This window comes from Pleomorphomonas sp. T1.2MG-36 (assembly GCF_950100655.1).
GTDB lineage: Bacteria > Pseudomonadota > Alphaproteobacteria > Rhizobiales > Pleomorphomonadaceae > Pleomorphomonas.
Window position 1 is genome coordinate 377,804 of record NZ_CATNLY010000001.1, and the last position, 25,600, is coordinate 403,403.

Below are 25,600 nucleotides of genomic sequence, written 5' to 3' on the forward strand. Positions count from 1 at the left end.
AGGGGATTTCGAGGAGGCAGCGAAATGTACTGGGCACTGATATTTGCGGCAGGGGTTCTATTGGCCTCCGAGGCTCACAGTGCCATGGATGCCTACGAAGTCGATTTCCCGCAGCCCGCTGCGACTCCGATTGTTGCTGCCACATGTAAAGGGCTGGATTTGCCTTGCCGGCCCGACTGGGCGACTTTTGTTACGAAAGACTTCCGACCATTCAAACTAGCCCAGAGCATATTTCGCTATCCCAAAGCACCGGTCCACAGAGCCAATCTGTTTGCCTTTGTTGAGGCGCCGTATATCGAGCACGGTGAAGAGGACTACGACCGCCTTCAGCAGACGGTCGGCCAAACCGGTCCTTCGGCCGAGCGGCTTTGGACCCACTGGAACCTCAATTTTTCCGGGGCCGGCTTTGAGACGCAATATCGCGTTGTTCGCGCTGCTGTTCCGTCAACAAAGGCGACAGATGCGATCGCGCTGTGTGCTGTGCCAGTTCTCGATCAAAAGACGGCCGCCCCAGACCTGTGTGTCCTCCTCGCATTTCGTAGCGAGAACAGGAAATTCTTACTGTCTTCCATAGGTTTCGAAGCCGGACAGGATGGAGCAAGCTCTGTCCCCCGCTACATGTCGGACCTGAAAACAGGAGACGGCTTTGGAAATCACGATGCCAAGAAACAAATACTGGAATCGCGGCACGCGCTTGAGAAGGAGTTCGGTTCTCGTATTGGGAAAGCTATCGACAAAAACGGCATTTTTGAAAATGCCATTGCAACAAAGCGACTAGACAACTTCCGTAACGAGGAAGGAAACGGGAGTGAGGTCAGCTACCTCATTCTAAAGAAATGGAATTCCCAGGTTAGGTCAGGGATAGCCTTTCAGCAAACACTGCAGTTTAGATTTAGCCTTGAAACAGGCAGCACTTGGTGGGCCGAGCTGGCCGACGGTACTGAGGACAGCGGATTCGAGCTGATCGGCGACAAGCGCGATTGGGGCGTAGCCCTGGACTGGGAGACAAGGACCACCATCGGCGGACCAGTTTCGGGTCAAAGTGGAATGCAGATCCATTCGTTTCGCGAGCCACAGGCGATTGGAAAAGACACTGTGGGAGATTTGCGCAAGGCCTTCATCAGCCTCATGAGGGATGTTTGCGCCCCTATGTCGATCCAGGAACAAAGTGATCCTGCCTCAGTCCTTTTCGGTAGCGTGTATGTGAGTTGTGCGAGCAAGTAACTGGAGCTGTTCGCCCCCGCCGCATCTCACTCGGTGCTCGTTTGTAAACCTCCTGAAACACGGCATTGAACCGCCGCAAACTGCCGAATCCCGCTTGAAGCGCGACGTCGGTCATCGGCAAGTCGGTATCTGTAATGAGGCGCTTGGCACGTTGCACACGCGCCGTCTTTGCCACTTCGATCGGGCTGGCGCCGAGATGGCGGCGGAAGAGCCGGGTCAGGTGCCGACTGCCAACGCCAACCCGCTCCGCCAGTGTCTCGACACTGCCATCACCGTCGAGCACTCCCTCATCCCGGATCAGTCGCGCCGCTTTCTCGACGATGGTCAGCGTACCCTTCCAGGCAGGGCAGAAAGGCGCCGTCTCCGGCCGACAGCGCAGGCAGGGGCGGTACCCTGCCAGCTCCGCCGCCGCCGCGCTGGGCAGGAACTCGACATTGCGGCGGAGCGGTTGCTTCACCGGGCAGACGCAGCGGCAATAGATGCCGGTCGTCCGTACGCAAACGAAAAAGGCCCCGTCATAGGCAGGGTCCCGGGCCGTCCAGGCCGTTTCGCAGAGGGTGATGTCGAAGCTCATGACAAGAACTGTACACTCAATCTGCGCAAGGTCGACGAACCGAGTCCGATTCCGGCGAGCCGGCCATCGCCCGTTCGGCCATGGTTTGGTACGCACCCCGAGGAGGTTTCCTTGACCAAAGCGCCTCAGATGAGCCTCCTTGACTGGAGCCTTCTTGTTTTCCTCTCCGTCCTCTGGGGCGGGTCGTTCTTCTTTTCGAAGGTGGCGCTCGCCGAGTTGCCGCCCTTCACCGTAGTGCTCGGCCGCGTGGCAATCGCCGCAATGGCGCTTTACGCCTATCTTCGAGTAACTGGCCGGGCAATCCCTGTAAGCGGCGAGGTGTGGCGCGCCTTCTTCGCCATGGGGCTGATCAACAACCTCATCCCCTTCAGCCTGATCTTCTGGGGGCAGACGGCCATCGCCTCCGGCCTCGCCTCCATTCTCAATGCCACCACGCCGATCTTCTCGATTCTCGTTGCCCATCTGCTGACGGCCGATGAGAAGATGACGCCGCAAAAGATCGCCGGCGTACTGCTCGGGATCCTCGGTGTTGTCGTACTGATGAGCGGCAGCGCCTTTGCCGGCAACGGCCCGCCGCTCTGGGCACTGCTCGCCTGTCTCGGCGCCGCCCTCTCCTACGGTTTCGCCGGTACATTCGGGCGCCGGTTCCGCCGCATGGGCATTGCGCCGGCCGTCGGGGCTTTCGGACAGACGACGACCAGCGCATTGATGATGCTGCCGCTCGTCGCCTTCGTCGACACGCCGTGGAACCTCGCAGCACCGCACGCCGTCACCATTGGAGCGCTTCTCGCCCTGGCGCTGATTTCGACGGCGTTGGCCTACATCATCTACTTCCATCTCCTCTCGGTCGGCGGCGCCACCAACTCATCGCTGGTGACGCTGCTGATCCCCGTTTCGGCCATTCTGCTCGGCAGCCTGATACTCGGCGAGCGACTGTCAGCCAACCATGTCCTGGGCATGGCGCTGATCGGGCTCGGTCTCCTGTCGATCGACGGCCGAATCTTCTCCATGTTCAGACGTGCTCCAGCCACGTGAGGCGCCCATGCTCGACGTCGTCTACACCTACCTCGAAAGCCCCATCGGACCGCTGCTTCTAGCAGGCGACGGCGTGCGACTGGCGAAAGTCGGCTTTCCCAATGGCAAGGGACGCGTGGCGCCGCACGACGACTGGCGGCGCGACGACGGCCAGTTTGTGGAAGCGCGCACACAGCTTGCGGCCTATTTCGCAGGCGAGCTGCGTGACTTCGATCTCGAGCTGTCGCCGGCAGGCACGCCGTTCCAGCTCGCCGTCTGGCAGGCGCTTGCGGGCATTCCCTTCGGCGTCACCATCTCCTATGGCGAGCTCGCCTCACGTCTTGGCCGCCCCTCGGCAAGCCGCGCCGTCGGCGCCGCCAATGGCGCCAATCCCATTCCCATTGTCGTGCCCTGCCACCGGGTGATCGGTGCGTCCGGAGCCCTCACCGGTTTCGGCGGCGGCATAGACACCAAGCGTTGGCTGCTGGCGCACGAAACCGGCGGCCACCCCGACCAACTGCAGGGCAGCCTTTTTTGAACGGCCGTCAATGCCTGGCCCACTCCTTGCTTTTCCTGTACGGGACGGGCAGGTTTACGGTGGCATTCACAAGAATGTCCTAGACATCCTCGACGATGGACAGAATGGCGGTTCGCCGAGGCTTCGGGAGTTGGCATGACGGCATTCGAGTTCAGCGCGACTCCCACCCGGCGCAAGCTTTCGGGTTCGGTCACGGTCGCCGTGTTGACGGCCATGGCGATAGCCACGCTGGCTCGGCTCAATGCCGACACTCTCTACTACGGCGACCTTCTCACCTTCTTCCTGCCGGCCTTGTTCGGCATTTGCCTCGTTACCGCCGTCGTCGCGCTCATTGCCCGTCACCGGATACTGGCGGCTGCAGCGGTCATCCTTACCCTGCTCAACGGCTTTCCGCTGGTCCAGCCGATCGAACGAGCCGCTGCGGCGACCAGCGGGCGAGAGCTGCGCGTCGCCTCGAGCAACATTCTTGGAAACCGAAGCGACTACGGCGACCTGATTGCCTGGAGCACAAAATCGGGCATCGACGTTCTCGGCCAGCAGGAGGTGAGCGGCTACGCGCTCAGGTACTTCGATGCCCTGCGCACCAACTTCCCCTACACTCCCCCCGCCGACCTCCTCGGCCGTCATCCGGAGGTGATGGCTTGGTCCGGGTGGAAGATCCTCAAGGCCGAGCATGTCAAGAACGTCCCCATCCTGCCGGTTTTCGGCTGGGGCGGCGCCCCACTCAGACTGGAACTGGCCGCGCCCGGCGAGTTGGACGCCGGCGGGAAACCAGCCCTCGTCGTCTACGTGCTGCACCCCACGACACCGCGCAGCTTCGATCAATGGATCGACCGCAACGCCTATCTTGAGGTCGTTGCCAAGGCGATCGCCGCCGAGCCCCCAGGAATGCCGGTCGTGGCCATGGGCGATTTCAACACGCCCACGTGGTCGCCGTTCTTTCAGTCGTTTCTGAAGACATCGGGCTTGATCGACGCATCGGGCACCGGTTGGCCGGCCACCACCCGCTTTTCCAGGCGCTTTGCCAAGCTCGTCCACTTCGGATCGCCGGTCGACCACATTCTGGTGTCGCGAGACATCGAGGTGAAGCGCTTCGAAGTCGGTCCGGACATCGGCTCCGACCACTTTCCTGTTTTCGCCGACCTGCGGCTGCCCTGAGCTACCACCAGACGACCGGCAGGGCCGCCCCTCGCAGCACCGCATCGATATCCGGGCGGAAGCTGCCGTCAGGCGCGTGCAACACGAGCCCTGGAAGAATGCGAAGCGGTGCCCGCCCCTGTGGCCGGCCGCGCAGGATCAACCGGTGGGCCGGTTCTCCCTCATGCGCGTGGACCGGCAGCAGCGTCAACGAGCCAAAGCGATTGCCGATCGCGGCCAGCAGCCTCTGCAGCTCATCCGCCCGGAAAATCACCGTCAGCGTTCCCGACGGCTTCAGCACGGCGGCGGCGGTGCGCACCCAGCCGTCCATGTCGTCGGCCGCCAGTGCATGCGCCCGCGCTCGCGACGGTGCCGGCGATGCACGGCCACGATCGGCGAGATGAAACGGCGGGTTCATGACGAGATGATCGGCCATGTCGTCGACCAGCCCGGCAGCTCGCCGTTCGGCCGCCGGCGCCAGCACATCGGCAACGATGGCGCGGACGCGACCGGCCATACCCGCGTTCAGCGCGGCATTGCCCACGGCAAGCCGAACCAGGTCCGGGTCGATTTCCACCAGCGTGACGGTCGTCTCGGGCAGCCGCCGGGCAACGGCAAGGCCGGCGACCCCGACTCCGGCGCCGAGGTCGACAACATGTCCGGTCGTTCCCTGTGATAGCGCGGCAGCGAGCAATATGGCATCGAGACCGGCCCGGTGCGCGCCGGACAAGGGCTGATCGACCACGAGCTGATTGTCGAGAAAACCGTCGCGGCTGACGCCGCCGGCAAGGCTCATGCTTCGCGCCCCGCTTTCGGCGCCGGGCGCAGCTCGTGACCGAGTCCGGCATCGGCGATCAGGCGTCGCGCCCGATCGGCATCGTCGGCATCGATCAGCACTCGGCGAGGAAACGCCCCGACCATGCCTTCGAGGGCGCTCATCGCCTGATCGGCGACGAAATAGTCGATATCGGCCTCCTTCAGCAGCGCTTCGACGAAGGAGATGATCACCAGATCGTTGGTTCGGATCAATTCTTCCATGAAACCTCCGGAATTGCCGGTGGCCTTCCCCGACAAGATTGGACATTATCCGCTTGGCGGCCTAATGGTCACCCAATTAATCTTTCCTGCGCGGGGCACCGACTCGTGGCGGGAAGCGTTGTGGGTACAACCGGCGGCAAGCCGGAAGGACGGTTTCGGGAGTGAAGGTTTGAGCTCGGTCGCACCTCAGCACAGCAACGCTCCGGCGGTACCGCGCGAGACGTCGATCGCGCCACTGATGCAGCTCGTCGATGCCGACATGCAGCGGGTCAACCAGATGATCCTCGACATGGCAGCCGCCAATGCCGAGATGATCCCGGAGATCGCCCGCCACCTTATCGATTCCGGCGGCAAGCGCCTGAGACCCATGCTGACGCTGGCCGCAGCGCTTGCGTGTGGATACCGGGGCGACGGCCACGTCAAGCTGGCGGCCACCGTGGAGTTCATGCACACGGCGACGCTGCTGCACGACGATGTGGTGGACGAGAGCGAGCTTCGGCGCGGCAAGCCGTCGGCGCGCATGGTCTGGGGCAATCAGGCGAGCGTCCTTGTCGGCGATTATCTGCTCGGTCAGGCATTCAGGACCATGGTCGAGGTCGGCTCGCTCGACGCGCTCGCCGTTCTGTCACGCGCTGCCGCCGTGATCGCCGAGGGCGAGGTGCTGCAGCTCGTTGCCGCCAAGCACCTTTCGACCAGCGAAGACCAGTATCTGCAAGTGATCAACGCCAAGACGGCGGCATTGTTCTCGGCAGCGACCGAGGTTGGGCCGATCATCGCCGGCAGCAGTGGCAAAGTGCGCTCCGGGCTCGCCGAATATGGCACCCAGCTCGGCCTCGCCTTCCAGCTCGTCGACGACGCGCTCGACTACGGCGGCTCGTCGATGACTCTCGGCAAGAAGGTCGGCGACGACTTCCGCGAGGGCAAGGTGACGCTACCGATCCTGATCGCCGCCGCCCGTGGCGGCGACGCCGATCGCGAGTTCTGGCAGCGCACCATCGAGCGCGGCGAGATCGAGGATGCCGACCTCGATCACGCCATCGAGTTGCTGGCGAAACATCAGGCCATCGCCGCCACTGTCGAGCGCGCTCGCGCCTATGGCGACAAGGCGATCGCGGCGCTCGACGTACTCGAAGAAGGGCCCTATCGGGCAGCCCTCGAAGACGTGGTGTATTTCTGTGTCAGCCGCGTGAGCTGATCCCTAAGAAATCAGGTGAGAAAATCCGGGCAACACGTTGTCCGGATTTTTGTTTTGTTCGCTCAGCCTTTGTTGGCCACGCCGGCTTCCGCGAAGGTCGCCATGCCGCCGTGCACGTCGGCCGCCGCGCGGATGATCGATCCGGCGATGGCAGCGCCCGTCCCCTCGCCGAGGCGGAACCCCAGGTCGACGATGGCTTCCTTGCCGAGACGGGCGATGACGTCGCGATGGGCGCCTTCCACCGAAGCGTGGGCGATCTGGACATGATCGATGGAGTGCGGGTCCAGCGCGTGCAGCACCGCCGCGGCGGCGGTGACGACATAGCCGTCGACGACCACCGGGATGTTCTGATGGCGGGCAGCGATGATGGCGCCGGCCATGGCGGCGATCTCCCGCCCGCCGACCCGGCGCAGAACCTCCAAACCGTCGCGCTCACCCTTGCCGAGACGCGCCACGGCGGCCGCCACCGCATCGCGCTTGCGCGTCAGGCCGGCATCATCGACGCCGGTTCCGCGACCGATCCAGTCGGCGGCCTCACCGCCGTAGAGCGCATGATAGATGGCCGCTGCCACCGTGGTGTTGCCGATGCCCATCTCGCCAAGCATCAACAGATCCGTGCCGCCGGCTACCGATTCCATGCCGAAGGCCATGGTCGCGGCACAGCCGGCCTCGTCGAAGGCATCCTCTTCGGTGATGTCCGGCGTCGGCACCTCAAGCGCCAGCTCAAACACCTTCAGCCCGTAGTTATAGCTTTTGCAAAGCTGGTTGATGGCGGCGCCACCGGCCGTGAAATTCGCCACCATCTGGAAGTTCACCTCGACCGGAAAGGCCGACACGCCCTTCGCCGCCACGCCATGGCTGGCCGCGAAGATCGACACCATCGGATGGCGTACCGCCGGCCGTTCCATCCGTTGCCAGGCGGCCAGCCACTCGGCGAGCTCTTCAAGCCGGCCGAGCGAGCCTTGCGGCTTGGTCAGCTGGGCATTGCGGGCGCGGACAGCATCGACAGAAGCCTCGTCCGGCCCCGGCATCGAACGGATCAGTTCGCGAAAATCGTCGAACGGCAGGCCGGACATCGAGGGGATCATATCTTCGTCTTTCTGAGTGAACTTGAAATGACTGGTCTGGATTTAGTGTCACAATCGTCGCAACGCCGCGAAACGACACAACATTTAGCGGGGTCACGCTATACATGACTCGCATGGCGGCCTACAAACGAAGAATGCTGCGTGACGAACTCCTCCACCGCCTTGCCGATCTCGGCGCCTCACTTCGCTTTTTCTCGCGTCTGCCCGTGCCGCAGCTCGGCCGGAAGGACGATACCGGCGCGCTGCCGCAGTTACCACGGGCAGCCGCAACGATTCCGTTTGCCGGTTTCCTGATCGCCCTGCCGGCAGCCCTCATCGGTCTCGGCGCCAGCGCGGCGAGCTTGCCCGATCTTGTCGTCGGCCTTCTGGTCGTCGCGGCGCTGGTGGTCCCCACCGGCGCGCTGCACGAAGACGGCCTCGCCGACAGTGCCGACGGTCTTGTGGGTGGCACCACGGCGGAGAAGCGGCTTCTCATCATGAAGGATAGCCGGATCGGCACCTTCGCCGGCCTCGCGCTGGTTCTCTCAACGCTTTTACGGGCGAGCGCCTACGGTGCACTGTTCTTCCATCCGGCGGCGGGTGTCTTCGCCGTGCTGGGTGGCGGCGCCTTGAGCCGCCTGTCCATGACCGCGCTCTGGGCAGCGCTGCCCAATGCCAGGCCGGATGGTCTCGCGGCGAGGCTCGGCCAGCCGGACAACCGCTCAGTGGCGATTGGCGCCGGCGTCACGCTGCTGCTCTTGTCGCCGTTGCCGGCTCTCGTCGGCGCACCGGCCGTGCTCCTCGGCATCGCCTTTGCCGGCCTCGCCGCCCTCGCCTTCGGCGCCTTGGCGCGCGAGAAGATCGGCGGGCAAACCGGCGACATTCTCGGCGCAACGCAGGTGCTCGCGGAGATGGCGTTTCTCATCGGCCTTCTGTTCGGGAAGTAACGACCATGGTGGAAACGCCCTGCATCAAGGTCTGCCGCATTCTCGAAGGTGGCAATCTCTGCCATGGCTGCGGCCGCACGCTCGATGAGATTGCTCGCTGGACGTCGATGAGCCCCGAAGAACGGCGAACGATCATGGCCGGCCTTGCGGAGCGGCTCAGGCGGGCCGACATTCAGGGCACTGAATCCCGATCGGAGGCCTGAGACGATGCGGCAACCCGTGCTCTACATCGCCGTTGCGATCCTCGTCGTGACAACCGGCATCCTGTTGATCTTCGGCGGATCTGGCGACATCGCCGGCCTTGCCCCGGCGGAGTTCGCCAACGCCGCCTATCTGTCGATCTTCGCCCTGCTCATCGGGGCTTCGCTCGCCCTCGGGCGGCACCGCATCAACGCGCGACTATGGCACATCGCGGTTTGGCTGGCCGTTTTCCTGGCGCTCGCCGCCGGCTACCGCTGGTTCAATCAGCCGCCGACGATCTTCGTGCCGGACGAAGGTGCGCGCTCCACGTCGATCTGATCAATCGCCGGTTCGCTTCGCAAAGCGCGCCGCAAGCACGCTGACGATCACCAACTGCAGGAAATGAAACACCATGATCGGCGCCACGATCAGGCCGATGGCGGCGCTATGGCCGAACATTACCGGCGCGAGCGGCACGCCGGTTGCCAGCGACTTCTTGGAGCCGCAGAACTGGCAGGCGATGCGATCGCGAACGCTGAAGCCCATGAGGGCGCAGACGCCGTTCATGATGAGATAGACCAGGACGAATAGCGCCACCGAGGCAACGGCGATCTCCAGCACCACGTCGAGATCGTTGGCGCTCCACACGCCGGCCGCGACGGAATCGCAAAAGGAATTGTAGACGATGGCAAGAATGGTGGAGCGGTCCGCGAGCTTCACCCAGAAAGCGTTCCGCTGCGCCCAGCCGCCAAGCCAGCGGCGAGCGATCTGGCCGAGCACGATGGGCACCAGCACTAGCATCACCACCTTGAAGATCACCGGCAACAGCGGCATGTCGATGCCGTTGCTCTTCATGTACCAGCTCATCAGGAGCGGCGTGATGAAGACGCCGAGGAGGCTCGACAGCGAGGCGTTGAACACGGCCGCCGGCACGTTGCCACGCGCGATGTTTGTCATCGCCACCGAGGACGACACGGTGGACGGCAATGCGGCCACGTAGAAGAAGCCAAGCCAGAGATCGTCGGAAAACATGCCCGGCATCAGCGCCCGGGCAACCAGAAGCAGGACCGGGAACAGCACGAAGGTGGCGAACTGCACGCAGATGTGCAGCCGCCAATGCAGCACGCCCGCCTTCATCCGCTCCGGCGACAGCATCAATCCGTAAAGGAAGAACACCACCGAAACGCCGTAGGTGGTGACATACTCGAAGTGCAGCGGCCCACCGCTCATGCCGGGCGTCGGCCAGACGAGCGCCAGCGCCACCATCAGGACGAGGCCGACGAGGAAGTAATCGAACTTGGGCAGGCGGAAGGACACGGGCAGGCACTTTCGAGTATCAGGCAGCCTTGCGGCGGGCGAGCGCGTCAAGGGCCGCATCGATCACCTCGAGACCGGCGCCTTCCTTGACGCCTCCCTCGGTCAGGATGCGGCGCCAGGCGCGAGCGCCGGGAACCTTGTGGAACAGGCCGAGCATGTGGCGGGTGAAGGCGGAGAGACGACCGCCGGCGGCCAGATGAGCGGCGATATGGGGACGCATCCGCTCCACCACGGCGAACGGATCGGCATCGCCGGAGGCGGCGCCATAGATGAGACGGTCGACCGAGCCGAGCAGCGCCGGCTCCTGATAGGCGGCGCGCCCCAGCATCACCCCGTCGAGCGTCTTCAGGAGATCGACAGCCGCATCAAGGTCGTTGATGCCACCGTTGATGCCGATGAACACATCGGGATAGCGCGCCTTGAGGCGACGCACGCGATCGTAATCGAGCGGCGGAATGTCACGGTTTTCCTTGGGGCTCAGCCCCTTCAGCCAAGCTTTGCGCGCATGCACCCACAGCGCCGAGACGCCGGCGCCGATGACGGCATCGGCCATCCTGTCGAGCGCTTCCTCGGGATCCTGGTCGTCGACGCCAATGCGGCACTTGACGGTGACCGGCACGCCGACCGCCGACCTCATCGCCGCGACGCAATCGGCGACCAGCGCCGGCTCCAGCATCAGGCAGGCGCCGAAACGGCCCGACTGCACGCGATCCGACGGGCAGCCTACGTTGAGGTTGATCTCGTCATACCCCCACTCTTCGCCCACCTTGGCCGCAAACGCCAACTCGGCCGGATCGGAGCCGCCGAGCTGCAGGGCAACCGGGTGCTCCTCCGGATTGAATCCCAGCAGCCGCTCGCGATCGCCGAAGCGGATCGCCGCGGTCGTAACCATCTCCGTATAGAGCAACGCGCGCCCACTCAGTTGCCGGTGGAACAGCCGGCAATTGCGGTCCGTCCAATCGAGCATAGGTGCAACGGCGAAAACGGGGGCGGTGTAGTGGGTCATCGGATCCTTGTGGCTCGGGTTTCCGCTCCCATAAGCCAAAAGTCTCAAAAAGACGAGGGACAGCCGAGTTCAAAAGCGTGCGACGGGAGGCAAATCGTTTTGGTTGGGGCGCTCAGCGGCTATAAGGGGGCAAACCTCAGGAGGCTCCGACATGCCCTTCACCGACGTCGTCATCTTTCATAACCCCGACTGCGGCACATCGCGCAATGTCGTCCGCATTGTCGAGGCGGCAGGCTACACGCCTGTCATCGTGGAGTATCTCAAGACCGGCTGGACCAAGCCGCAGTTGCTGGCCCTGTTCGCCGCCGCCGGGGTCAAGCCGCGCGACGCACTGCGCGTCAAGAAATCGCCAGCCGCCGAACTCGGCCTGACCGATCCTTCTGTGGCCGACGAAGACATCATCGAGGCGATGATCGCGCACCCGATCCTCGTCGAGCGCCCGATCGTGGTGACGGCCAAGGGCACCGCGCTTTGCCGCCCGAGCGAACTGGTGATCGATCTTCTCGATCGCCTGCCGCCTGGCCCTTTTGCCAAGGAGGACGGCGAACTGGTGATCGACGCCTCGGGCAAGCGCGCGGGACAGGCCGGATAGCCGGTCCCCGCTCCATCCGCTTTTGGCCCGCTACAGCTGGCGCATGATGGGCCAGGGCGAGGCATCCTCCTGCCCTGGCATTTCCCTTACCCCTCGAAGGACGCCCTGCCCCCATGGGCTGCCGACCACTCGGCCGGGGCGTGCAGGAACGTCTCGACTTCCGCCAGCATCGCCGCCGGGAAGCGGTTCGAGGCCTTGGCTTCGGCCAACACGTCCCACCAGGTGGCCAGCGCATGCAGCGTGATGCCGTCGGCGGCCAGCACCTCGGTCGAGGACGGGAAGATGCCGTAGTGGAACACGACGAAGGCGTGGCTCACCTGGAGGCCGGCATCGCGCATCGCCTTGGTGAAGATCAGCTTGGAGCGACCATCGGAGGCGAGATCCTCGACCAGGATGGCGCGGGCGCCTTCCTTGACGTCACCTTCGATCTGGGCGTTGCGGCCGAAGCCCTTCGGCTTCTTGCGGACATAGAGCATCGGCAATTCCAGCCGGTCGGACAGCCAGGCGGCAAAGGGAATGCCCGCCGTCTCGCCACCGGCCACGGCATCGAGCGACTCGGCGCCGATTTCCGAGAGAATGATCTCCTCGGCAAATGACATCAGCCGCTTGCGCAGGCGCGGGAAGGAAATGAGCTTGCGGCAGTCGGTGTAGACCGGGCTCGCCCAGCCGGAGGTGAAGATATACGGCTTTTCCGGATTGAACTGGATCGCCTCGACCTCCAGCAGAAGGCGGGCGGTCTCGCGGGCGATGAACGACTTGTCCATAGACGGGTCCCCTAGCTGATTTGCCCGGCCATAGCACAGCTTGCCCGCCCTGTCCCGCCTTTCACCGAACGACAATGCGAAACGGCGGCCCTTCCCCCAGGAAGAACCGCCGTCAGTTGCCCATTGCTTCGGGCATGCAATATCCAGATCGTTCCGCGGGGCCCGTTCCGGGGCCGGCCGCGTCGATCAATGCAACGAAATCCACTCGCGCGCCTGGCGCTGGGCAGCCGCGACCTCGAGCGACGACATTTCGTCGGCGAGTTCACGGCGATAGCGGGCGGCACTCTCGGAACCACGGAAGGCGGCGATGTTGAACCACTTGTGCGCTTCGATGAGGTTCTGCTCGACGTCACGCCCCACGGCATACATCACGCCGAGTTCGTAAAGAATGTCGCTGGTGGCACCGGCGCCGCCGGCAAGTTGATCGATCGAGTTCAGTTCAAGACGAGCCATGATCATATTCCCTGTTCTGTATACCTGATGTCTTCTGCCTCGTTTCTTCGTCTTCCGAAGATGTGATCATGCTGCGCCAATTGATTAAAAAGCAGATTAAATTGCAGACTTAACGAGAGGACAACAACAGCTGAATCGAACGTTACCTTTAACGTCCATCAACCATGGATTCTCCGGACTTTCGCCATTTCGGGGCGAACACATCCCGAGCGTTGCTTCACCCGTGGAAACCATGGATTCACCATGGATAGAGCTCGCCATAAAAATCTCTGGACTACGAAAAGCAAAACCGCCCCGGCCGAAACGGTCGGAGCGGTCATGAAAGAGCCTGATAACTTGGTGGGATCAGCGGGCGCGCTGGTTGAACAGCACCTTCTGCGCTTCCTTGTCGTCGGCGAGATTGCTCGGCGGCGTCGGCGCGGTGATGGCCTGGGCCTTCGCAGCGGCAGGCCGGCTTGACACCCGATCGATCCACGCCATTACGTTCGGGAACTCGGCCGACTTAATGTCCTGCCGCTCCCAGCCGCGCGCCCAGCCGACGCAAGCCATGTCGACAATGGAGTAGTCGCCACAGACATACTCCTTGCCGGCGAGCTGCTTTTCGAGCACGCCATAAAGACGGTGCGTCTCGTCCCGATAGCGCTTGATGGCGTAGGGAAGCTTCTCTGGCGCGTAGATCGCAAAATGATGGTTCTGACCGAGCATCGGGCCGAAGCCGGCCATCTGCCACATCAGCCACTGCTCCACCTCGACACGGCTGCGCTCGTCTTGCGGATAGAACTTGCCGAACTTGCGGCCGAGATAGAGAAGGATGGCACCGGACTCGAACACCGAGATCGGCTTGCCGTCCGGCCCTTCGGGATCAACGATGGCCGGCATCTTGTTGTTGGGCGAGATCGCCAGGAAATCCGGCAGGAACTGGTCGCCCTTGCCGATGTTGACGAAATGCAGATTGTAGGGAACGCCGAGTTCCTCAAGCAGGATGGTGATCTTGTGGCCATTCGGCGTCGGCCAATAGTAGAGATCGATCGGCTTGGTCTGGGTCACGGTCATCGGCTTCTCCTCGCCCGTTTCCGAAGTCGGTTTGAGAATGGGCAGCATATTGGTTGCCCTTGACGACGAAAAGAGGCCACAGATGAACTTGGCGTGTTCAGGCGGAGGGGACGGCCGTCTCCCCTTCGATCACGACCCCGATTTCCAATCCATCGCGTCGGATGATCCGGATGTGGTAGCGCCGATGGTCCGCTTCGTCCTCGAGCTCAAGGTCGAGCGGCAGCGGTCGTGTCTCGGCCAGAACCAGCTTGGCGCCTCTCGCCGAGCGGTCGCGGATCAGGCAGTCGGCGAGCCGCCGCCCCTCGCGACTCCTCAGGATGCCGCCCCTGAGGCGCGTCCTGTGGCGATCTTCCCGGCGGCGGTCGCCGGTATCGGATTGAGATGAATCGGTCATTGGGCGGCCCCGTCGGATTACATCCGGCGGAGCCTCGATCCGATCGCTTGTCCCAGCCTTGCGGGATCAGAACGGGCTCTCGCTCGGAAGCGCGGGGGCTTCCTTGAGGAGCACCAGCTCGACGCGGCGATTGCCGGAGAGGAAGGGATCGTCCGGGAACATCGGGTCCTTGTCAGCGACGCCGATCACCTGGGCGAGGCTGCCCGGACCGAGGCCGAAGCTGCCGAGGATTCCCGCCGTGGCAAGGGCTCGCTCGGTGGACAACTGCCAGGCGGCGGCACCGGGAACGGCCATATCTCCGGTCGATTCGGTATGGCCGATGATCTGCAGGCGGCCCGGCATCTGCTGGATGACCGGCGCGATGCGCGACAGCAAGATCTTCATGCGGTCGGTCGGCTCGCTCGACTGTGAGGCGAACATCGGTCGACCATCCTGGTCGATGATCGAGATGTGAAGGCCATCCTCGGCAACGTTGAGGATGATCTGCTTGGAAAGCTCCGCGTAGTCGGGCAAATCCTGCAAAGCCTGCCGCAGCGACTCGGACGCGGTGAGGTATTCGCGCGGCTTGCTCTCGGCGGCTTTCTCGAACCGGTTGGTGTTCACCTCCGGTCCCTGCTTCTCGTACTGATCGTTGAAGTCGGTGGCGAACTCCACCGCGTCCGACAGCGACATCGGCTGAACGTTGCGCAGGTACTTTCTCTCCGGCATGCCGTTTTGTTCGATCATGCCGGCAGGCCGCTGCACCGACTGGTAGCCGAAGGCGTCGCGCATCGACCCGGCCGCTTCGTGCAGCTTCTGCTCGTCCTGGCTGGAGAAGGAGACGATCATCACGAAGAGCGCCATGAGAAGGCTCATCAGATCGGCAAACGTGATGACCCATGGCGCGCCGCCATGCCCGCCACCGCCGCCCCCCTTCTTCTTGCCGCTCATGCTGCCGCCCTTCCGTTTCTGCGCTCACCCAGGCCCGTCAGGCCGCTTCCTTCTCGGCCTCGGCCTTGGCGCGATGCTTGAGCGGCAGGTAGGAAAGCAGTTCCTCGTGCACCTGCTTCGGGCTCTTGTTCTCGCGGATCAGCAGAACCGCGTCGATGATCATCGACTGAATTTCCGCCTCGTGGTTGGCGCGGTTGGCGAGCTTGTCCGAAATCGGACAGGCCATGACGTTGGCAACCACCGCTCCATAGAGAGTCGTCAACAAGGCGATCGACATGGCCGGGCCGATCTGCTTGGGGTCGGACATATGGGCGAACAGCGAAACGAGGCCGATGATCGTGCCCACCATGCCCATGCCAGGAGCTGCCTCACCGATCTTGGCCCACGCCACGTGCCCCATATGCAGACGCTCGTGCTGCAAGTCGCGTTCCCGTTCCAACACGTGCTGAATGGTCTCGCCCGAATAGCCGTCGGCGATCATCTGGATCGCCTTCTGGAGAAACGGCTCGTCGATTTCCAGCTTTTCAAGGCCGAGCGGCCCCTGCTTGCGCGCCACTTCGGCGATCTCGGTCAATTGGTCGAGCAGATGGAAAGTGTCGTGGGTCTTGTACATGACGGCTTCCTTGAAGCCGCCGAACACCGCCCCGGGGAAGGTCTTCAGCGTGTAGCGGCCTAGAACGGCCACCAGAGCACCGACGATCACGACGTTGGTCGCCAGAAGGTTCATGAACATCATGATGTTCGAACCTTCAAGCACAACGGCCATGTAAAGCACGCCGAAGCCGCCGAAAACACCGAGAAGGGTTGCAATATCCATCGGTCGCTCAGACCGGGGGGAATGAGACATACATGGCAGCTTGCGCTGCTGAGCCCCGGCCTGCCGACATTAAGGATGATGGGGATAAGGCAGGCTTAACGAACAGGGTTAACCAAACCTTCCGCCGCATAGCAAATGGGCGGCCCGAAGGCCGCCCAGCCGCAAATTGCCTTTGAAGAACGGCAGCTTGTGCCGCCCCTTCCCAGATCACTCGATGCCGAGCTTCCGCTTGACGAGATCGTTGACGGCCTGCGGATTGGCCTTGCCACCGGTGGCCTTCATCACCTGCCCGACGAACCAGCCGCTGAGCGTCGGCTTGGCCTTGGCCTGTTCGGCCTTGTCGGGATTGGCGGCGATCACCTCGTCGACCGCCTTCTCGATGGCGCCCGTGTCGGTAACCTGCTTCAGGCCACGCTCCTCGACCAGCTTCTTCGGATCGCCGCCTTCGGTGTAGACGATCTCGAACAGGTCCTTGGCGATCTTGCCGGAGATCGTACCGTCACCGATCAGGTCGACGATGGCGCCGAGCTGGTCGGGAGCAACCGGCGACTCCTCGATGCCCTTGCCGTCCTTGTTGAGGCGACCGAACAGCTCGTTGATCATGAAATTGGCGACGGCCTTGCCATCGCGGTTCTTGGCGACCTGCTCATAATAGTCAGCCGAAGCGCGCTCCAGCGTCAGCACCATGGCATCGTAGGGCGTGATGCCGTAATCGGCGACGAAACGCGACTTCTTTTCGTCCGGCAGTTCGGGCAGGCCGGCCTTCAGGGTCTCCACCCAGACCGGGTCGAGTTCGAGCGGCAGAAGATCCGGATCGGGGAAGTAGCGGTAGTCGTGCGCCTCTTCCTTGGAGCGCATCGAGCGCGTTTCGCCCTTGCCCGGATCGTAGAGCCGGGTCTCCTGGTCAATCTTGCCACCGTCCTCGAGGATGCCGATCTGCCGGCGCGCCTCGAACTCCACCGCTTGCGCGGCGAAACGCATCGAATTGACGTTCTTGATCTCGCAACGCGTACCGAGCGGGTCGCCGGGCTTACGCACGGAAACGTTGATATCGGCCCGCATGGAGCCTTCTTCCATGTTGCCGTCACAGGTGCCGAGATACCGCAGGATGGTGCGAAGCTTGGCGAGATAGGCCTTCACCTCCTCCGACGAGCGGAGGTCCGGCTTGGAGACGATCTCCATCAGCGCCACGCCGGACCGGTTGAGGTCGACGAAGGACATGGTCGGATGCTGGTCGTGGATCGACTTGCCGGCATCCTGCTCAAGATGCAGCCGTTCGATGCCGATCTCCACCACGCCTTCCGGCATGTCGAGCAGAACCTTGCCCTCGCCCACGATCGGCTGCTTGTACTGGCTGATCTGGTAGCCCTGCGGCAGATCCGGGTAGAAATAGTTCTTCCGGTCGAACACGGAGTAGAGATTGATCGCGGCCTTGAGGCCGAGGCCGGTACGGACCGCCTGAGCGATACATTCCTCGTTGATCACCGGCAGCATGCCGGGCATCGCCGCGTCGACGAGCGAGACGTGCATGTTCGGCTCGGCGCCAAAGACCGCCGACGCGCCGGAAAACAGCTTGGCGTTGGAGGTGACCTGCGCATGCACTTCGAGGCCGATGATGACCTCCCAGTCGCCGGTGGCGCCCTTGATGAGTTTTTTGGGGTCGGGGGTGCGGACAGCCATGTTCATGTTCTTCTCTCCCCTTACCACCACTGCGCCGGGCTGAAGGTACCGACGGCCTTCTCGATCGCCGACCCCAAGGTGAACAGCGTCTCCTCGTCGAACGGCCGGCCGATCAGCTGCAGGCCGAGCGGCAGTCCTTCGGCGGACAATCCGGCCGGTACGGCGAGGCCCGGCAAGCCGGCCATGTTGACCGTCACCGTGAATACGTCGTTGAGGTACATCTCCACCGGATCGGCGTCGGCCTTCTCTCCGATGCCAAAGGCGGCCGAGGGCGTGGCCGGCGTCAGGATCGCGTCGACGCCAGCGGCGTAGACCTGCTCGAAATCGCGTTTGATCAGCGTGCGCACCTTCTGGGCGCGCAGATAGTAGGCGTCGTAGTAACCGGCCGACAGCACGTAGGTACCGATCAGAATGCGGCGCTTCACTTCGTCACCGAAACCGGCGGCCCGGGTATTCTCGTACATGTCGATGATATCGGAACCCGGCACGCGCAGGCCGTAGCGGACGCCATCGTAACGGGCGAGGTTCGACGAAGCCTCGGCCGGCGCCACGATATAGTAGGCCGGAAGAGCGTACTTGGTATGTGGCAGCGAAATGTCGACGATCTCGGCTCCTGCCTCGCGCAGAATGTCGATACCCTTCTGCCAAAGCGCGTCGATCTCGGCCGACATGCCCTCCAGGCGGTATTCCCTGGGAATTCCGATCCTGAGGCCCTTCACCGACTTGCCGACGGCAGCCTCGTAGTCGGGAACGGGGACGTCGACCGAGGTCGTGTCCTTGGGATCGACCGAAGCCATCGACTTCAGCAAGATCGCCGCGTCGCGCACGTCACGGGCAATCGGGCCGGCCTGATCGAGCGACGATGCGAAGGCGACGAGCCCCCAGCGCGAGCAGCGCCCGTAGGTCGGCTTGATGCCGGCGGTGCCGGTGAACGCCGCCGGCTGACGGATCGAGCCGCCCGTGTCGGTCGCCGTCGCGCCAAGGCAGAGGCGCGCGGCAACGGCCGCGGCCGAACCGCCCGAGGATCCGCCGGGCACCAGATTGACGTCGGAGCCATTGCGCCGCCAGGGATTGACCACCGAACCGTAATGGCTGGTTTCGTTGGACGAGCCCATGGCGAACTCGTCCATGTTGAGCTTGCCCAGCATGACGGCGCCGTCGGCCCACAGATTGGCGCTGACCGTGCTCTCGTACGGCGGCTTGAAGCCGTCGAGAATGTGGCTGCAGGCCTGGGTGTGAACGCCCTTGGTGGCGTAGAGGTCCTTGATGCCAAGCGGCAGACCCTCGAGCGGCCCGGCCTTTCCGGCCACGATCCGCGCATCGGACGCCTTGGCCATGTCGCGCGCCATCTCCGGCGTCTCGGCGACGTAGGCATTGAGCACGCGCGCCTCTTCCATGGCGGCGACATAGGCGTCCGTCAGCTCGACGGCGGTGAAGGACTTGGCCTTCAGCGCATCGCGCGCCTCGGCAAGGGTAAGTGAGGTGAGATCGGTCACTGCGGAAATCCCGAAAAATCGTGAGAAACCGGTGTCTGGCGGGAGTTACTCGACCACCTTGGGCACCAGGAAGAAGTTGTCCTCGGAGACGGGGGCGTTGGCCGTGATGGCCACGGCATCCTCCCCATCGGTGACGACATCCTGTCTGCGGCGCATCTTCACCGACACTACGGAGGTCATCGGCTCGACGCCGGCAACGTCGACCTCGTTCAATTGCTCTACGAATCCGAGAATGGAATTGAGCTCATTGGTCATGCGCTCCGCCTCGTCATTTGTGACCTTGATCCTGGCGAGACGCGCAACGCGGCGCACGGTAGCCGTATCCACGGACATGTAGATTCCCTCGAACAGACTGGAATGTCCCGCGTATAGCACCGGTCGCGCCCCGGAGCCACCCGCTTCCTCATGCCTCCGATGTCGCGACGGGCAATTTGGTGCCAATCCGTAAGTGAGTCGCACCGCCCGGCGCGCCACAACCTCGAAGAGAGGTCGCCATGTGCGATGAAGCCCTTCGGACCTCTCTGGAAGCCTGGCAACCCGGTGCGACGTCCCTTATACGCGACCGCTCGCTTAACATATTGATCCATACGAATATTTTAAACTGCCACCTGCGAGGGCAGTTCTTTTATCCTGACCCGTCTTTGCAAAGTTCTGCTTTCTGAACTGCGATTGGCGGGAATCCGTTGTTTTTTCATTGATGAATTCGACAAAAGCGGTCTATGAGTTCCCGGCTTTTCAAGGCGACCTTGCCTCTTTTCAGGTATACCAAGCGTATCATGCACATCGTGCTCGTCGACGGCAGTCGAACCGGACTGATGATCCTGCAGAGGATGCTTGAACCTCGTGGTGACGACGTCGCTTATTTCACCGACGGTCGCGAGGCGCTTCACTACATTCAGTCGACGCCGCAAGCCGAGGTGCTGATTACCAGTTTCGAGATCGGCGGCGTTTCCGGCACCGAGCTGTGTTGGGAAGCGCGCCTCCTCGCCGATACCGGTCGGCCGCTTTACGTCATCGGCATGTCCGCCTCCAACGACGCGCAACATTCGATCGGCGTGCTCGACGCAGGCGCCGACGACTTCATGTCCAAGCCGCCGCGCCAGGACGAACTCAATGCCCGATTGAGGGTTGCCGAGCGAACGCTGATCATGCAGCGTCGGCTGATCGAAATGGCGACCGTCGATCCGCTCTCCGGCCTTTTCAATCGCGGCGCCTTCCGTCAGCGGTTCGACGCGGAAATCGCCGGTGCCGAGTTGGGCGGAACCTTCTCGCTCATTCTGTTCGACATCGACCACTTCAAGCATATCAACGACATCTATGGGCACGACGTCGGCGACGAGGTGATCCGTTCGGTCGGAACGCTGCGGGTGCCGCCGGACTCGCATTTCTCCCGCATCGGCGGCGAAGAGTTCGCCGTGATCCTGCCCAGCATCCCCATCGACGGCAGCGTCTCGGTCGCCGAATACTTGCGCGAGCAGGTCAACGCGCTCGCCATAGAACGCGGCGACGACACCATAAGGATCACCGCCAGTTTCGGCGTCGCCGAGTTTCGCCCCGGCGACACGGTCAATGACCTGTACCGACGCGCCGATTCCGCGCTCTACCAGGCAAAGAACACCGGTCGCGACCGCGTGTCGGCCACCTCGCCGGAAATCGTCTCCTGACGTCGGCGCCGGAGCGTGATAGGGAGGGCCTCCCCCGCATGACGAGGCAGAACCGATGAACGACGCCGAAGACCCCGTTACCTTCGTGGCCAACCTGGAACCGGGCCGGCGGCTGTTCGGCCTCGACCTCGGTACCAAGACCATCGGCATCGCCCTGTCCGACGAGCGGTTTCTGATCGCGACGCCGCTGGTGACCCTTTCCCGCGTCAAGTTCGGCAAGGATGCCGCCGCGCTGATCGAGCTCGCCGACAAACATGGCGTCGGCGCCTATGTCATGGGCCTTCCGATCAACATGGACGGCAGCGAGGGACCGCGGGCCCAGTCGACGCGCGCCTTTGCCCGCAACCTCGCCCCGCTCGATCGGCGCCCGCTCTTTTTCTGGGATGAGCGACTGTCGACGGCAGCCGTCACCCGCACCCTTCTGGAGGCGGATGCTTCGCGCCGTCGGCGCGACGAAGTGGTCGACAAGCTCGCGGCGAGCTTCATTCTGCAAGGGTTTCTCGACCGCCTGCATCTCGCCGCGCGTGCCGATGACCCTCGCCGGCTTTAGGCGCCGGATCAGTCGGGTGCCCGTTTCGTCGACTTGCGGATCAGCATCAGGTTCCGGATGTAGATGAGAAGGCCGAGCCCCTGCCCGGCGATGAACACCGGATCCTGCCGCGCGATCGAATAGACCAGCAGGAGGAAGCCGCCCCCCAGCGAAAAGATCCAGAAGGCGACCGGGATCACCGAGGCCTTGGCCTTCTCCGAGGCCAGCCACTGCACCACGAAGCGCATGGTGAACAGGAACTGGGCGACAAAGCCCAGGATGACCCAGAAATCGAGCTGTTTGACGAATACGTCGTGAAGCCAACCGGCGAATTGCGCGAGAAGATCAGTCATGATCGTTTCCGATTTCCGAGGCGACGGGAAGACGCTTGATGCGCCGCTTGAGCCACCAGACGCCGAACAGGTCGAGTATGCCCTGCAGTCCGCGATCGAAGATGCCGTAGTTGGATGCGCCGTGCATGCGCGAACGGTCGACGACATCGAGATGGGTAACGCCATACCCCTCGCGCAGCACCAGCGCCGGAAGGTAGCGATGCCAACCGTGGAAAAAGGGCAACAGCAGGAACAGATCGCGCCTGACCGCCTTGAGGCCGCAGCCGGTGTCTCGCGTCGCGTCCTTCAGAATGGCGTTGCGCAGCCAGTTGGCGAAGCGCGAGGCGTAGCGCTTGGCCAGACCGTCGGTCCGCTTCAGGCGCTGCCCGGCGGCGATGCCCACCGAGGGGCCGGCCGCAACGAGCGCATCGATGAGCTTGGGGATGTAGGCCGGGTCGTTCTGACCGTCGCCATCGATCGTCGCGACGATTTCGCCGCGCGCCGCGAGCACTCCAGAGCGGACCGCCGCCGACTGCCCGCAAGCCTCGACATGGCGAATGTGGCGAACCGGCTTGCCCTCGGCTTTCCAGGTGGCAAGGGCCGCGCCCGTGCCATCGGTCGATCCGTCGTCGACGACGATCACCTCGAAGGCCCGGCCGGCCATGGCCGCGAGAATCTCCGGCACGATGACCGCGAGGTTGTCCGCCTCATTGCGGGCAGGAATGACGACCGAGACAAATCCCGTCTCGGAAGGCTTCGGTACGATCATGCTGGTCACTCCGGCCGGATGCGCGCTCGTCGCGGCGTCCGGCAACCCGGCTCCTGAGGGATAGATATCGGGAACGATGCTCTGCCTGCTTATGTCAAGCCGAAGCCGCGTCAACAAGGCTCTGCCCTCGCTGGAGATCGTGTCGATCCGATGGCGAAGCGGCAGCGGCAATCCACTTTCCGACAGACGAAACACTCGGCCGCGTCTGGCGAACCATACGGCGACGAACAGCGTGCCCCAGGCGCCGAAGGAAAGGCCGGCCACCACGTCGGAAACTCGATGGGCGTTCACCATCACCCGGGACACGCCGATGGCAATGGCAAGCGGCCAGACAACGACGGCCAGTGGCCGCCACAGCAGCGTGAGAGACAGCGCGAAAGCCGCCGCCGTGGTCGAATGCCCCGACGGAAAGGACGCGTAGGACGGACGGAAGGCGAAAAGCCGTATCACCCGCTCGCCCTCGACCGACGGGCGAGAAAAGCCGAGCGAATACTTGACGATCAACACGGCGATGCCGGTGGCGGCGATGGCGGTGAAGAAGAACAGCACCATGCCGTAGAGGGCTTCAAATTCACCCCTCGGGCCGAACTTCGGTCGGTTGAGATAGTGAAGAACGATCACCGCGAGCCCGGAGGGGATCAGCATCCAGTCCGATTGCCCAATACGCGACAGCAGCGGCCAGATGGGGGCCGGCGGCCCACCGGCCATGACCCAGGCGCGAGCCTCCTCATCGAACCGGCTCGACACGATGATGGCCAGCACCGTCACGAGACCGGCCAACCAAAGAGTCGTCTTGACGACATCGGGGTCGCGCCAGCGGGCCGGCCGCCTGTTGATCAGCATGGCCGGCTCCCTACGGCTTCGAGAACAGCAGCATGGTGCGGAGCTTCATGCCGTTGAGGTTGCGGCCGGACACGGTGGCAGCGGGCTCCGCCGGCCTTTCGGCCTCACCGAGGGCCGCCATGAACTCGTCCCTTGCGTCCTCTGCAACGATGGCGACGGCGCACTCATTGGTCCGGAAGGCCTCGGCGGCGACAGGCGCGCTCGTCCGAAGAAGGGTGGTTCCGAGCCTGAACACCGTACTCGGCTCCCCATAGCCCACCACCGAGATCGCGGGCGCCTCGCAGTGCCGAACCGAGGCCACGGCTTCGGCCAAATCGTCACTGAGCCAGAGCTGCCGCGCTGCCGGCAGAAGGATCACATAACCGAGCAGCATCAGGCCGCCGGAAGCGGCGATCGTCGCCGCCAGACCGGACCGCAAACGCCCGGACGACAAAAGCCGGCTTGCCATCAAGCCAAGGCAGGCAACGACCACGGCGCCGACCAGACCCTGCCAGCTGGCATATCCCTGGTAGATCAGAAAGGCGATGTTCAGCCCGAAGCCAACCAGAAGAGAGCCCACCGCGATGAAGGCAACCGAAACGCGCCATCCCCGCCGCGTCGGGCCAAGGGTTCCACGATCGAGAAGCAGGGCGATCAGCACCGCCAACGCCGGCATGAAAGGCAGCACGTAGTTGGGCAGCTTGGTGGCGACCGCCTCGAACACGATCCAGCCGGGCAACGCCCAGGCGATCAGAAAGAAGATCGCCGGTTCGCGGCGGGACTTCCAGGCCTGAACGACCGCCAGCGGCGCCAGCACCGACAACGGCCAGAAGGTGCCGAGCGCCACAAGCAGATGCATGCCTGGCGGCGCCCCGTGAGACTCCTGCCCCGAAGCGACCTTGCCGAGCATGTCGCGTCCAACGGCCTGGGTGAAGAACGAGCCGCCCGAAATCCAGCCAATGGCGATAAGCCACGGCAGAGCGAGAAGCAGCATCCAGACGATGCCCTTGACGGGCGACAGCGACTGCCAGAGCGTCGTCGAACGCTCCTTGGCCGAAATGGCAAGAATCGTAAGGCCAGCCACCAGCACCGTGATCGGCCCCTTGATCAGGATGCCGATACCCATGGCCGTCCAGAACAGGGCGTTGCGGGGAAACGACCTCTCCCGCGCCGGATCGACGTAGGCGCGCGCCAACGCGAACTCGGCGGCAAGCACCGTGGCGCAGAGCATGGCGTCGGTTTTGGCGATGCGCGCCTCGAATCCCAGCAGCATCGTCGAGGCGGCAAGGAGACCGGCGAACAGTCCCGCCCGTTTCGTGCCGAGCGTGGCGCCGATGCCGTAGGTGAAGAGCACGGTCAGCACCGCACCAAGCAGCGAAGGCAACCGATAGACCCAAAGCGGCGCGTTCGCGGCGTAACCGGACAGTTCGGCGGTCGCGGCTTGAATCCAGTAGATGCCGACCGGCTTCTTGTAGCGCGGCTCCTCCTGAAAGCGGATGTCCACCCAGTTGCCAGTTTCCAGCATCTGATGGGAAGCCTGGACGTAAAGCGCTTCGTCGCGGTCGGTGAGCGGCAGCAAGGAGATGCCCGGCGCGAGCAGCGCAAGGGTGACGAAAGCCAGGATGAGGAGATTGACGAGATGGGGGCGAACAAACGGCCTTGCCTTGCCCGGCACGGGCGCCGCAGCCGCCCCCTCGCCTTCGCTTGTCTCTTTGTCGCTCTCACTGTCCATGCATCGAAACCCGCAGAGAACCCCGCCAAGGGGAAAATACGCGCGCCTCTTATCATGGAAAACCACGCCTGGGCATCACACTTGCGCAACCTGATGACGCAATGGCCGACCGGCCGTCCGTTGAAACGAAAAAATCACGCGGCCTTCATGAACCGGTTCCCAAAGACGTCTCAATGTGGAAGCATGTCGATCCGTGGTTCGACTCCGTCGTCTGCCCATCTCCGACGCTGTCTTCGGAGCGAATGACGGGCATCGACGAACCATGACAACCCATCGCTCCGAATGGAGTTTTCGGAAACCGGCATCCGCGCCACATAATGGTCTGGACTCGGATGC

29 protein-coding genes and 1 pseudogene are annotated in these 25,600 nt (G+C 63.5%); 11 read left to right on the top strand and 19 right to left on the bottom strand.

Annotated features, from left to right (window positions below):
* The first annotated feature begins 24 nt into the window (after nt 1-24).
* The gene (locus tag QQZ18_RS01835) at nt 25-1,224 is read left to right on the top strand and encodes a hypothetical protein (RefSeq protein ID WP_284537558.1); all 1,200 of its coding nucleotides are present in this window, start codon (nt 25-27) and stop codon (nt 1,222-1,224) included.
* On the opposite strand, the gene QQZ18_RS01840 is transcribed toward QQZ18_RS01835, so the two are convergent.
* Complete coding sequence (locus QQZ18_RS01840) at nt 1,148-1,798, bottom strand: bifunctional transcriptional activator/DNA repair enzyme AdaA (protein ID WP_284537559.1); 651 nt, start codon at nt 1,796-1,798, stop codon at nt 1,148-1,150. The genes QQZ18_RS01835 and QQZ18_RS01840 overlap by 77 nt on opposite strands.
* Before the next feature lie 129 nt (nt 1,799-1,927).
* On the opposite strand from QQZ18_RS01840, the gene QQZ18_RS01845 reads away from it, so the two are divergent.
* The 3 genes from QQZ18_RS01845 to QQZ18_RS01855 all read left to right on the top strand — a co-directional run bounded on the left by QQZ18_RS01845 (nt 1,928) and on the right by QQZ18_RS01855 (nt 4,508).
* Nucleotides 1,928-2,833: a DMT family transporter gene (locus QQZ18_RS01845; RefSeq protein ID WP_284538799.1), complete on the top strand. Its 906-nt coding sequence runs from the start codon at nt 1,928-1,930 to the stop codon at nt 2,831-2,833.
* A gap of 7 nt (nt 2,834-2,840) precedes the next feature.
* Nucleotides 2,841-3,350, top strand: coding sequence for a methylated-DNA--[protein]-cysteine S-methyltransferase (locus tag QQZ18_RS01850; protein WP_284537560.1), 510 nt, complete (start codon nt 2,841-2,843; stop codon nt 3,348-3,350).
* A gap of 135 nt (nt 3,351-3,485) precedes the next feature.
* Nucleotides 3,486-4,508, top strand: a complete 1,023-nt coding sequence (locus QQZ18_RS01855; RefSeq protein ID WP_284537561.1) for an endonuclease/exonuclease/phosphatase family protein — start codon at nt 3,486-3,488, stop codon at nt 4,506-4,508.
* 1 nt (nt 4,509) lies between these two features.
* Here QQZ18_RS01855 and QQZ18_RS01860 read toward each other — a convergent pair whose 3' ends face one another.
* Entirely contained in the window at nt 4,510-5,283 is a 774-nt protein-coding gene (locus tag QQZ18_RS01860; RefSeq protein WP_284537562.1) for a tRNA1(Val) (adenine(37)-N6)-methyltransferase, read from the bottom strand.
* Nucleotides 5,280-5,525: a putative signal transducing protein gene (locus QQZ18_RS01865; RefSeq protein ID WP_284537563.1), complete on the bottom strand. Its 246-nt coding sequence runs from the start codon at nt 5,523-5,525 to the stop codon at nt 5,280-5,282. Before QQZ18_RS01865 ends, QQZ18_RS01860 begins: the two co-directional genes overlap by 4 nt.
* Nucleotides 5,526-5,763: 238 nt before the next feature.
* On the opposite strand from QQZ18_RS01865, the gene QQZ18_RS01870 reads away from it, so the two are divergent.
* A complete protein-coding gene (locus QQZ18_RS01870; RefSeq protein ID WP_284538801.1) occupies nt 5,764-6,720 on the top strand; it encodes a polyprenyl synthetase family protein in 957 nt (318 codons plus the stop codon).
* Nucleotides 6,721-6,782: 62 nt separating this feature from the next.
* Here QQZ18_RS01870 and cobT read toward each other — a convergent pair whose 3' ends face one another.
* Nucleotides 6,783-7,808, bottom strand: a complete 1,026-nt coding sequence (gene cobT, locus QQZ18_RS01875; RefSeq protein ID WP_284537564.1) for a nicotinate-nucleotide--dimethylbenzimidazole phosphoribosyltransferase — start codon at nt 7,806-7,808, stop codon at nt 6,783-6,785.
* A 134-nt stretch (nt 7,809-7,942) separates the two neighbouring features.
* Here cobT and QQZ18_RS01880 point away from each other — a divergent pair, with 134 nt between their 5' ends.
* The 3 genes from QQZ18_RS01880 to QQZ18_RS01890 are packed head-to-tail and all read left to right on the top strand — an operon-like array spanning nt 7,943 to nt 9,253.
* Nucleotides 7,943-8,734: an adenosylcobinamide-GDP ribazoletransferase gene (locus QQZ18_RS01880; protein WP_284537565.1), complete on the top strand. Its 792-nt coding sequence runs from the start codon at nt 7,943-7,945 to the stop codon at nt 8,732-8,734.
* 5 nt (nt 8,735-8,739) lie between these two features.
* On the top strand, nt 8,740-8,937 hold the full coding sequence (locus QQZ18_RS01885; RefSeq protein WP_284537566.1) for a DUF1289 domain-containing protein: 198 nt from the start codon (nt 8,740-8,742) through the stop codon (nt 8,935-8,937).
* Nucleotides 8,938-8,941: 4 nt separating this feature from the next.
* The gene (locus tag QQZ18_RS01890; protein WP_284537567.1) at nt 8,942-9,253 is read left to right on the top strand and encodes a hypothetical protein; all 312 of its coding nucleotides are present in this window, start codon (nt 8,942-8,944) and stop codon (nt 9,251-9,253) included.
* On the opposite strand, the gene QQZ18_RS01895 is transcribed toward QQZ18_RS01890, so the two are convergent.
* A complete protein-coding gene (locus tag QQZ18_RS01895; RefSeq protein ID WP_284537568.1) occupies nt 9,254-10,291 on the bottom strand; it encodes a bile acid:sodium symporter family protein in 1,038 nt (345 codons plus the stop codon).
* Nucleotides 10,251-11,237 carry a tRNA dihydrouridine(20/20a) synthase DusA gene (dusA, locus tag QQZ18_RS01900; RefSeq protein ID WP_284537569.1) on the bottom strand — a complete coding sequence of 329 codons (987 nt, stop codon included), beginning with the start codon at nt 11,235-11,237 and terminating at the stop codon, nt 10,251-10,253. The genes QQZ18_RS01895 and dusA overlap by 41 nt, the downstream gene beginning before the upstream one ends.
* A gap of 151 nt (nt 11,238-11,388) precedes the next feature.
* Here dusA and arsC point away from each other — a divergent pair, with 151 nt between their 5' ends.
* The gene (gene arsC, locus QQZ18_RS01905; protein ID WP_284537570.1) at nt 11,389-11,829 is read left to right on the top strand and encodes an arsenate reductase (glutaredoxin); all 441 of its coding nucleotides are present in this window, start codon (nt 11,389-11,391) and stop codon (nt 11,827-11,829) included.
* An 86-nt stretch (nt 11,830-11,915) separates the two neighbouring features.
* Here arsC and QQZ18_RS01910 read toward each other — a convergent pair whose 3' ends face one another.
* The 9 genes from QQZ18_RS01910 to gatC form a co-directional block, all read right to left on the bottom strand.
* The gene (locus tag QQZ18_RS01910; protein ID WP_284537571.1) at nt 11,916-12,593 is read right to left on the bottom strand and encodes an orotate phosphoribosyltransferase; all 678 of its coding nucleotides are present in this window, start codon (nt 12,591-12,593) and stop codon (nt 11,916-11,918) included.
* A 186-nt stretch (nt 12,594-12,779) separates the two neighbouring features.
* Nucleotides 12,780-13,046 (bottom strand): SEL1-like repeat protein, encoded by a 267-nt coding sequence (locus QQZ18_RS01915; RefSeq protein ID WP_284537572.1) that lies wholly within the window; start codon nt 13,044-13,046, stop codon nt 12,780-12,782.
* A gap of 345 nt (nt 13,047-13,391) precedes the next feature.
* Nucleotides 13,392-14,099, bottom strand: coding sequence for a glutathione S-transferase N-terminal domain-containing protein (locus QQZ18_RS01920; protein WP_284537573.1), 708 nt, complete (start codon nt 14,097-14,099; stop codon nt 13,392-13,394).
* Nucleotides 14,100-14,196: 97 nt separating this feature from the next.
* Entirely contained in the window at nt 14,197-14,493 is a 297-nt protein-coding gene (locus QQZ18_RS01925) for a hypothetical protein (protein WP_284537574.1), read from the bottom strand.
* Between the two features lie 66 nt (nt 14,494-14,559).
* The gene (locus tag QQZ18_RS01930) at nt 14,560-15,423 is read right to left on the bottom strand and encodes an OmpA/MotB family protein (protein ID WP_284537575.1); all 864 of its coding nucleotides are present in this window, start codon (nt 15,421-15,423) and stop codon (nt 14,560-14,562) included.
* A gap of 37 nt (nt 15,424-15,460) precedes the next feature.
* Entirely contained in the window at nt 15,461-16,240 is a 780-nt protein-coding gene (locus tag QQZ18_RS01935; RefSeq protein ID WP_284537576.1) for a MotA/TolQ/ExbB proton channel family protein, read from the bottom strand.
* A 207-nt stretch (nt 16,241-16,447) separates the two neighbouring features.
* Entirely contained in the window at nt 16,448-17,926 is a 1,479-nt protein-coding gene (gene gatB / locus QQZ18_RS01940; protein WP_446728592.1) for an Asp-tRNA(Asn)/Glu-tRNA(Gln) amidotransferase subunit GatB, read from the bottom strand.
* 14 nt (nt 17,927-17,940) lie between these two features.
* Nucleotides 17,941-19,416 (bottom strand): Asp-tRNA(Asn)/Glu-tRNA(Gln) amidotransferase subunit GatA, encoded by a 1,476-nt coding sequence (gene gatA / locus QQZ18_RS01945; RefSeq protein ID WP_284537577.1) that lies wholly within the window; start codon nt 19,414-19,416, stop codon nt 17,941-17,943.
* Nucleotides 19,417-19,461: 45 nt separating this feature from the next.
* Nucleotides 19,462-19,749 (bottom strand): Asp-tRNA(Asn)/Glu-tRNA(Gln) amidotransferase subunit GatC, encoded by a 288-nt coding sequence (gene gatC / locus QQZ18_RS01950; RefSeq protein ID WP_284537578.1) that lies wholly within the window; start codon nt 19,747-19,749, stop codon nt 19,462-19,464.
* Between the two features lie 443 nt (nt 19,750-20,192).
* On the opposite strand from gatC, the gene QQZ18_RS01955 reads away from it, so the two are divergent.
* On the top strand, nt 20,193-21,080 hold the full coding sequence (locus tag QQZ18_RS01955; RefSeq protein WP_284537579.1) for a GGDEF domain-containing response regulator: 888 nt from the start codon (nt 20,193-20,195) through the stop codon (nt 21,078-21,080).
* A 55-nt stretch (nt 21,081-21,135) separates the two neighbouring features.
* On the top strand, nt 21,136-21,630 hold the full coding sequence (ruvX, locus tag QQZ18_RS01960; RefSeq protein WP_284537580.1) for a Holliday junction resolvase RuvX: 495 nt from the start codon (nt 21,136-21,138) through the stop codon (nt 21,628-21,630).
* An 8-nt stretch (nt 21,631-21,638) separates the two neighbouring features.
* On the opposite strand, the gene QQZ18_RS01965 is transcribed toward ruvX, so the two are convergent.
* From QQZ18_RS01965 to QQZ18_RS01980, 4 genes and pseudogenes are all read right to left on the bottom strand, one after another.
* Nucleotides 21,639-21,962 carry a lipid-A-disaccharide synthase N-terminal domain-containing protein gene (locus QQZ18_RS01965; RefSeq protein WP_284537581.1) on the bottom strand — a complete coding sequence of 108 codons (324 nt, stop codon included), beginning with the start codon at nt 21,960-21,962 and terminating at the stop codon, nt 21,639-21,641.
* The gene (locus QQZ18_RS01970; protein ID WP_284538804.1) at nt 21,955-22,710 is read right to left on the bottom strand and encodes a glycosyltransferase family 2 protein; all 756 of its coding nucleotides are present in this window, start codon (nt 22,708-22,710) and stop codon (nt 21,955-21,957) included. The genes QQZ18_RS01965 and QQZ18_RS01970 overlap by 8 nt, the downstream gene beginning before the upstream one ends.
* Before the next feature lie 210 nt (nt 22,711-22,920).
* Nucleotides 22,921-23,553 (bottom strand): annotated as a pseudogene (locus QQZ18_RS23700) (phosphatase PAP2 family protein); the annotation flags it as partial.
* 10 nt (nt 23,554-23,563) lie between these two features.
* Nucleotides 23,564-25,264 (bottom strand): ArnT family glycosyltransferase, encoded by a 1,701-nt coding sequence (locus QQZ18_RS01980; protein ID WP_284537582.1) that lies wholly within the window; start codon nt 25,262-25,264, stop codon nt 23,564-23,566.
* Between the last annotated feature and the right edge of the window lie 336 nt (nt 25,265-25,600).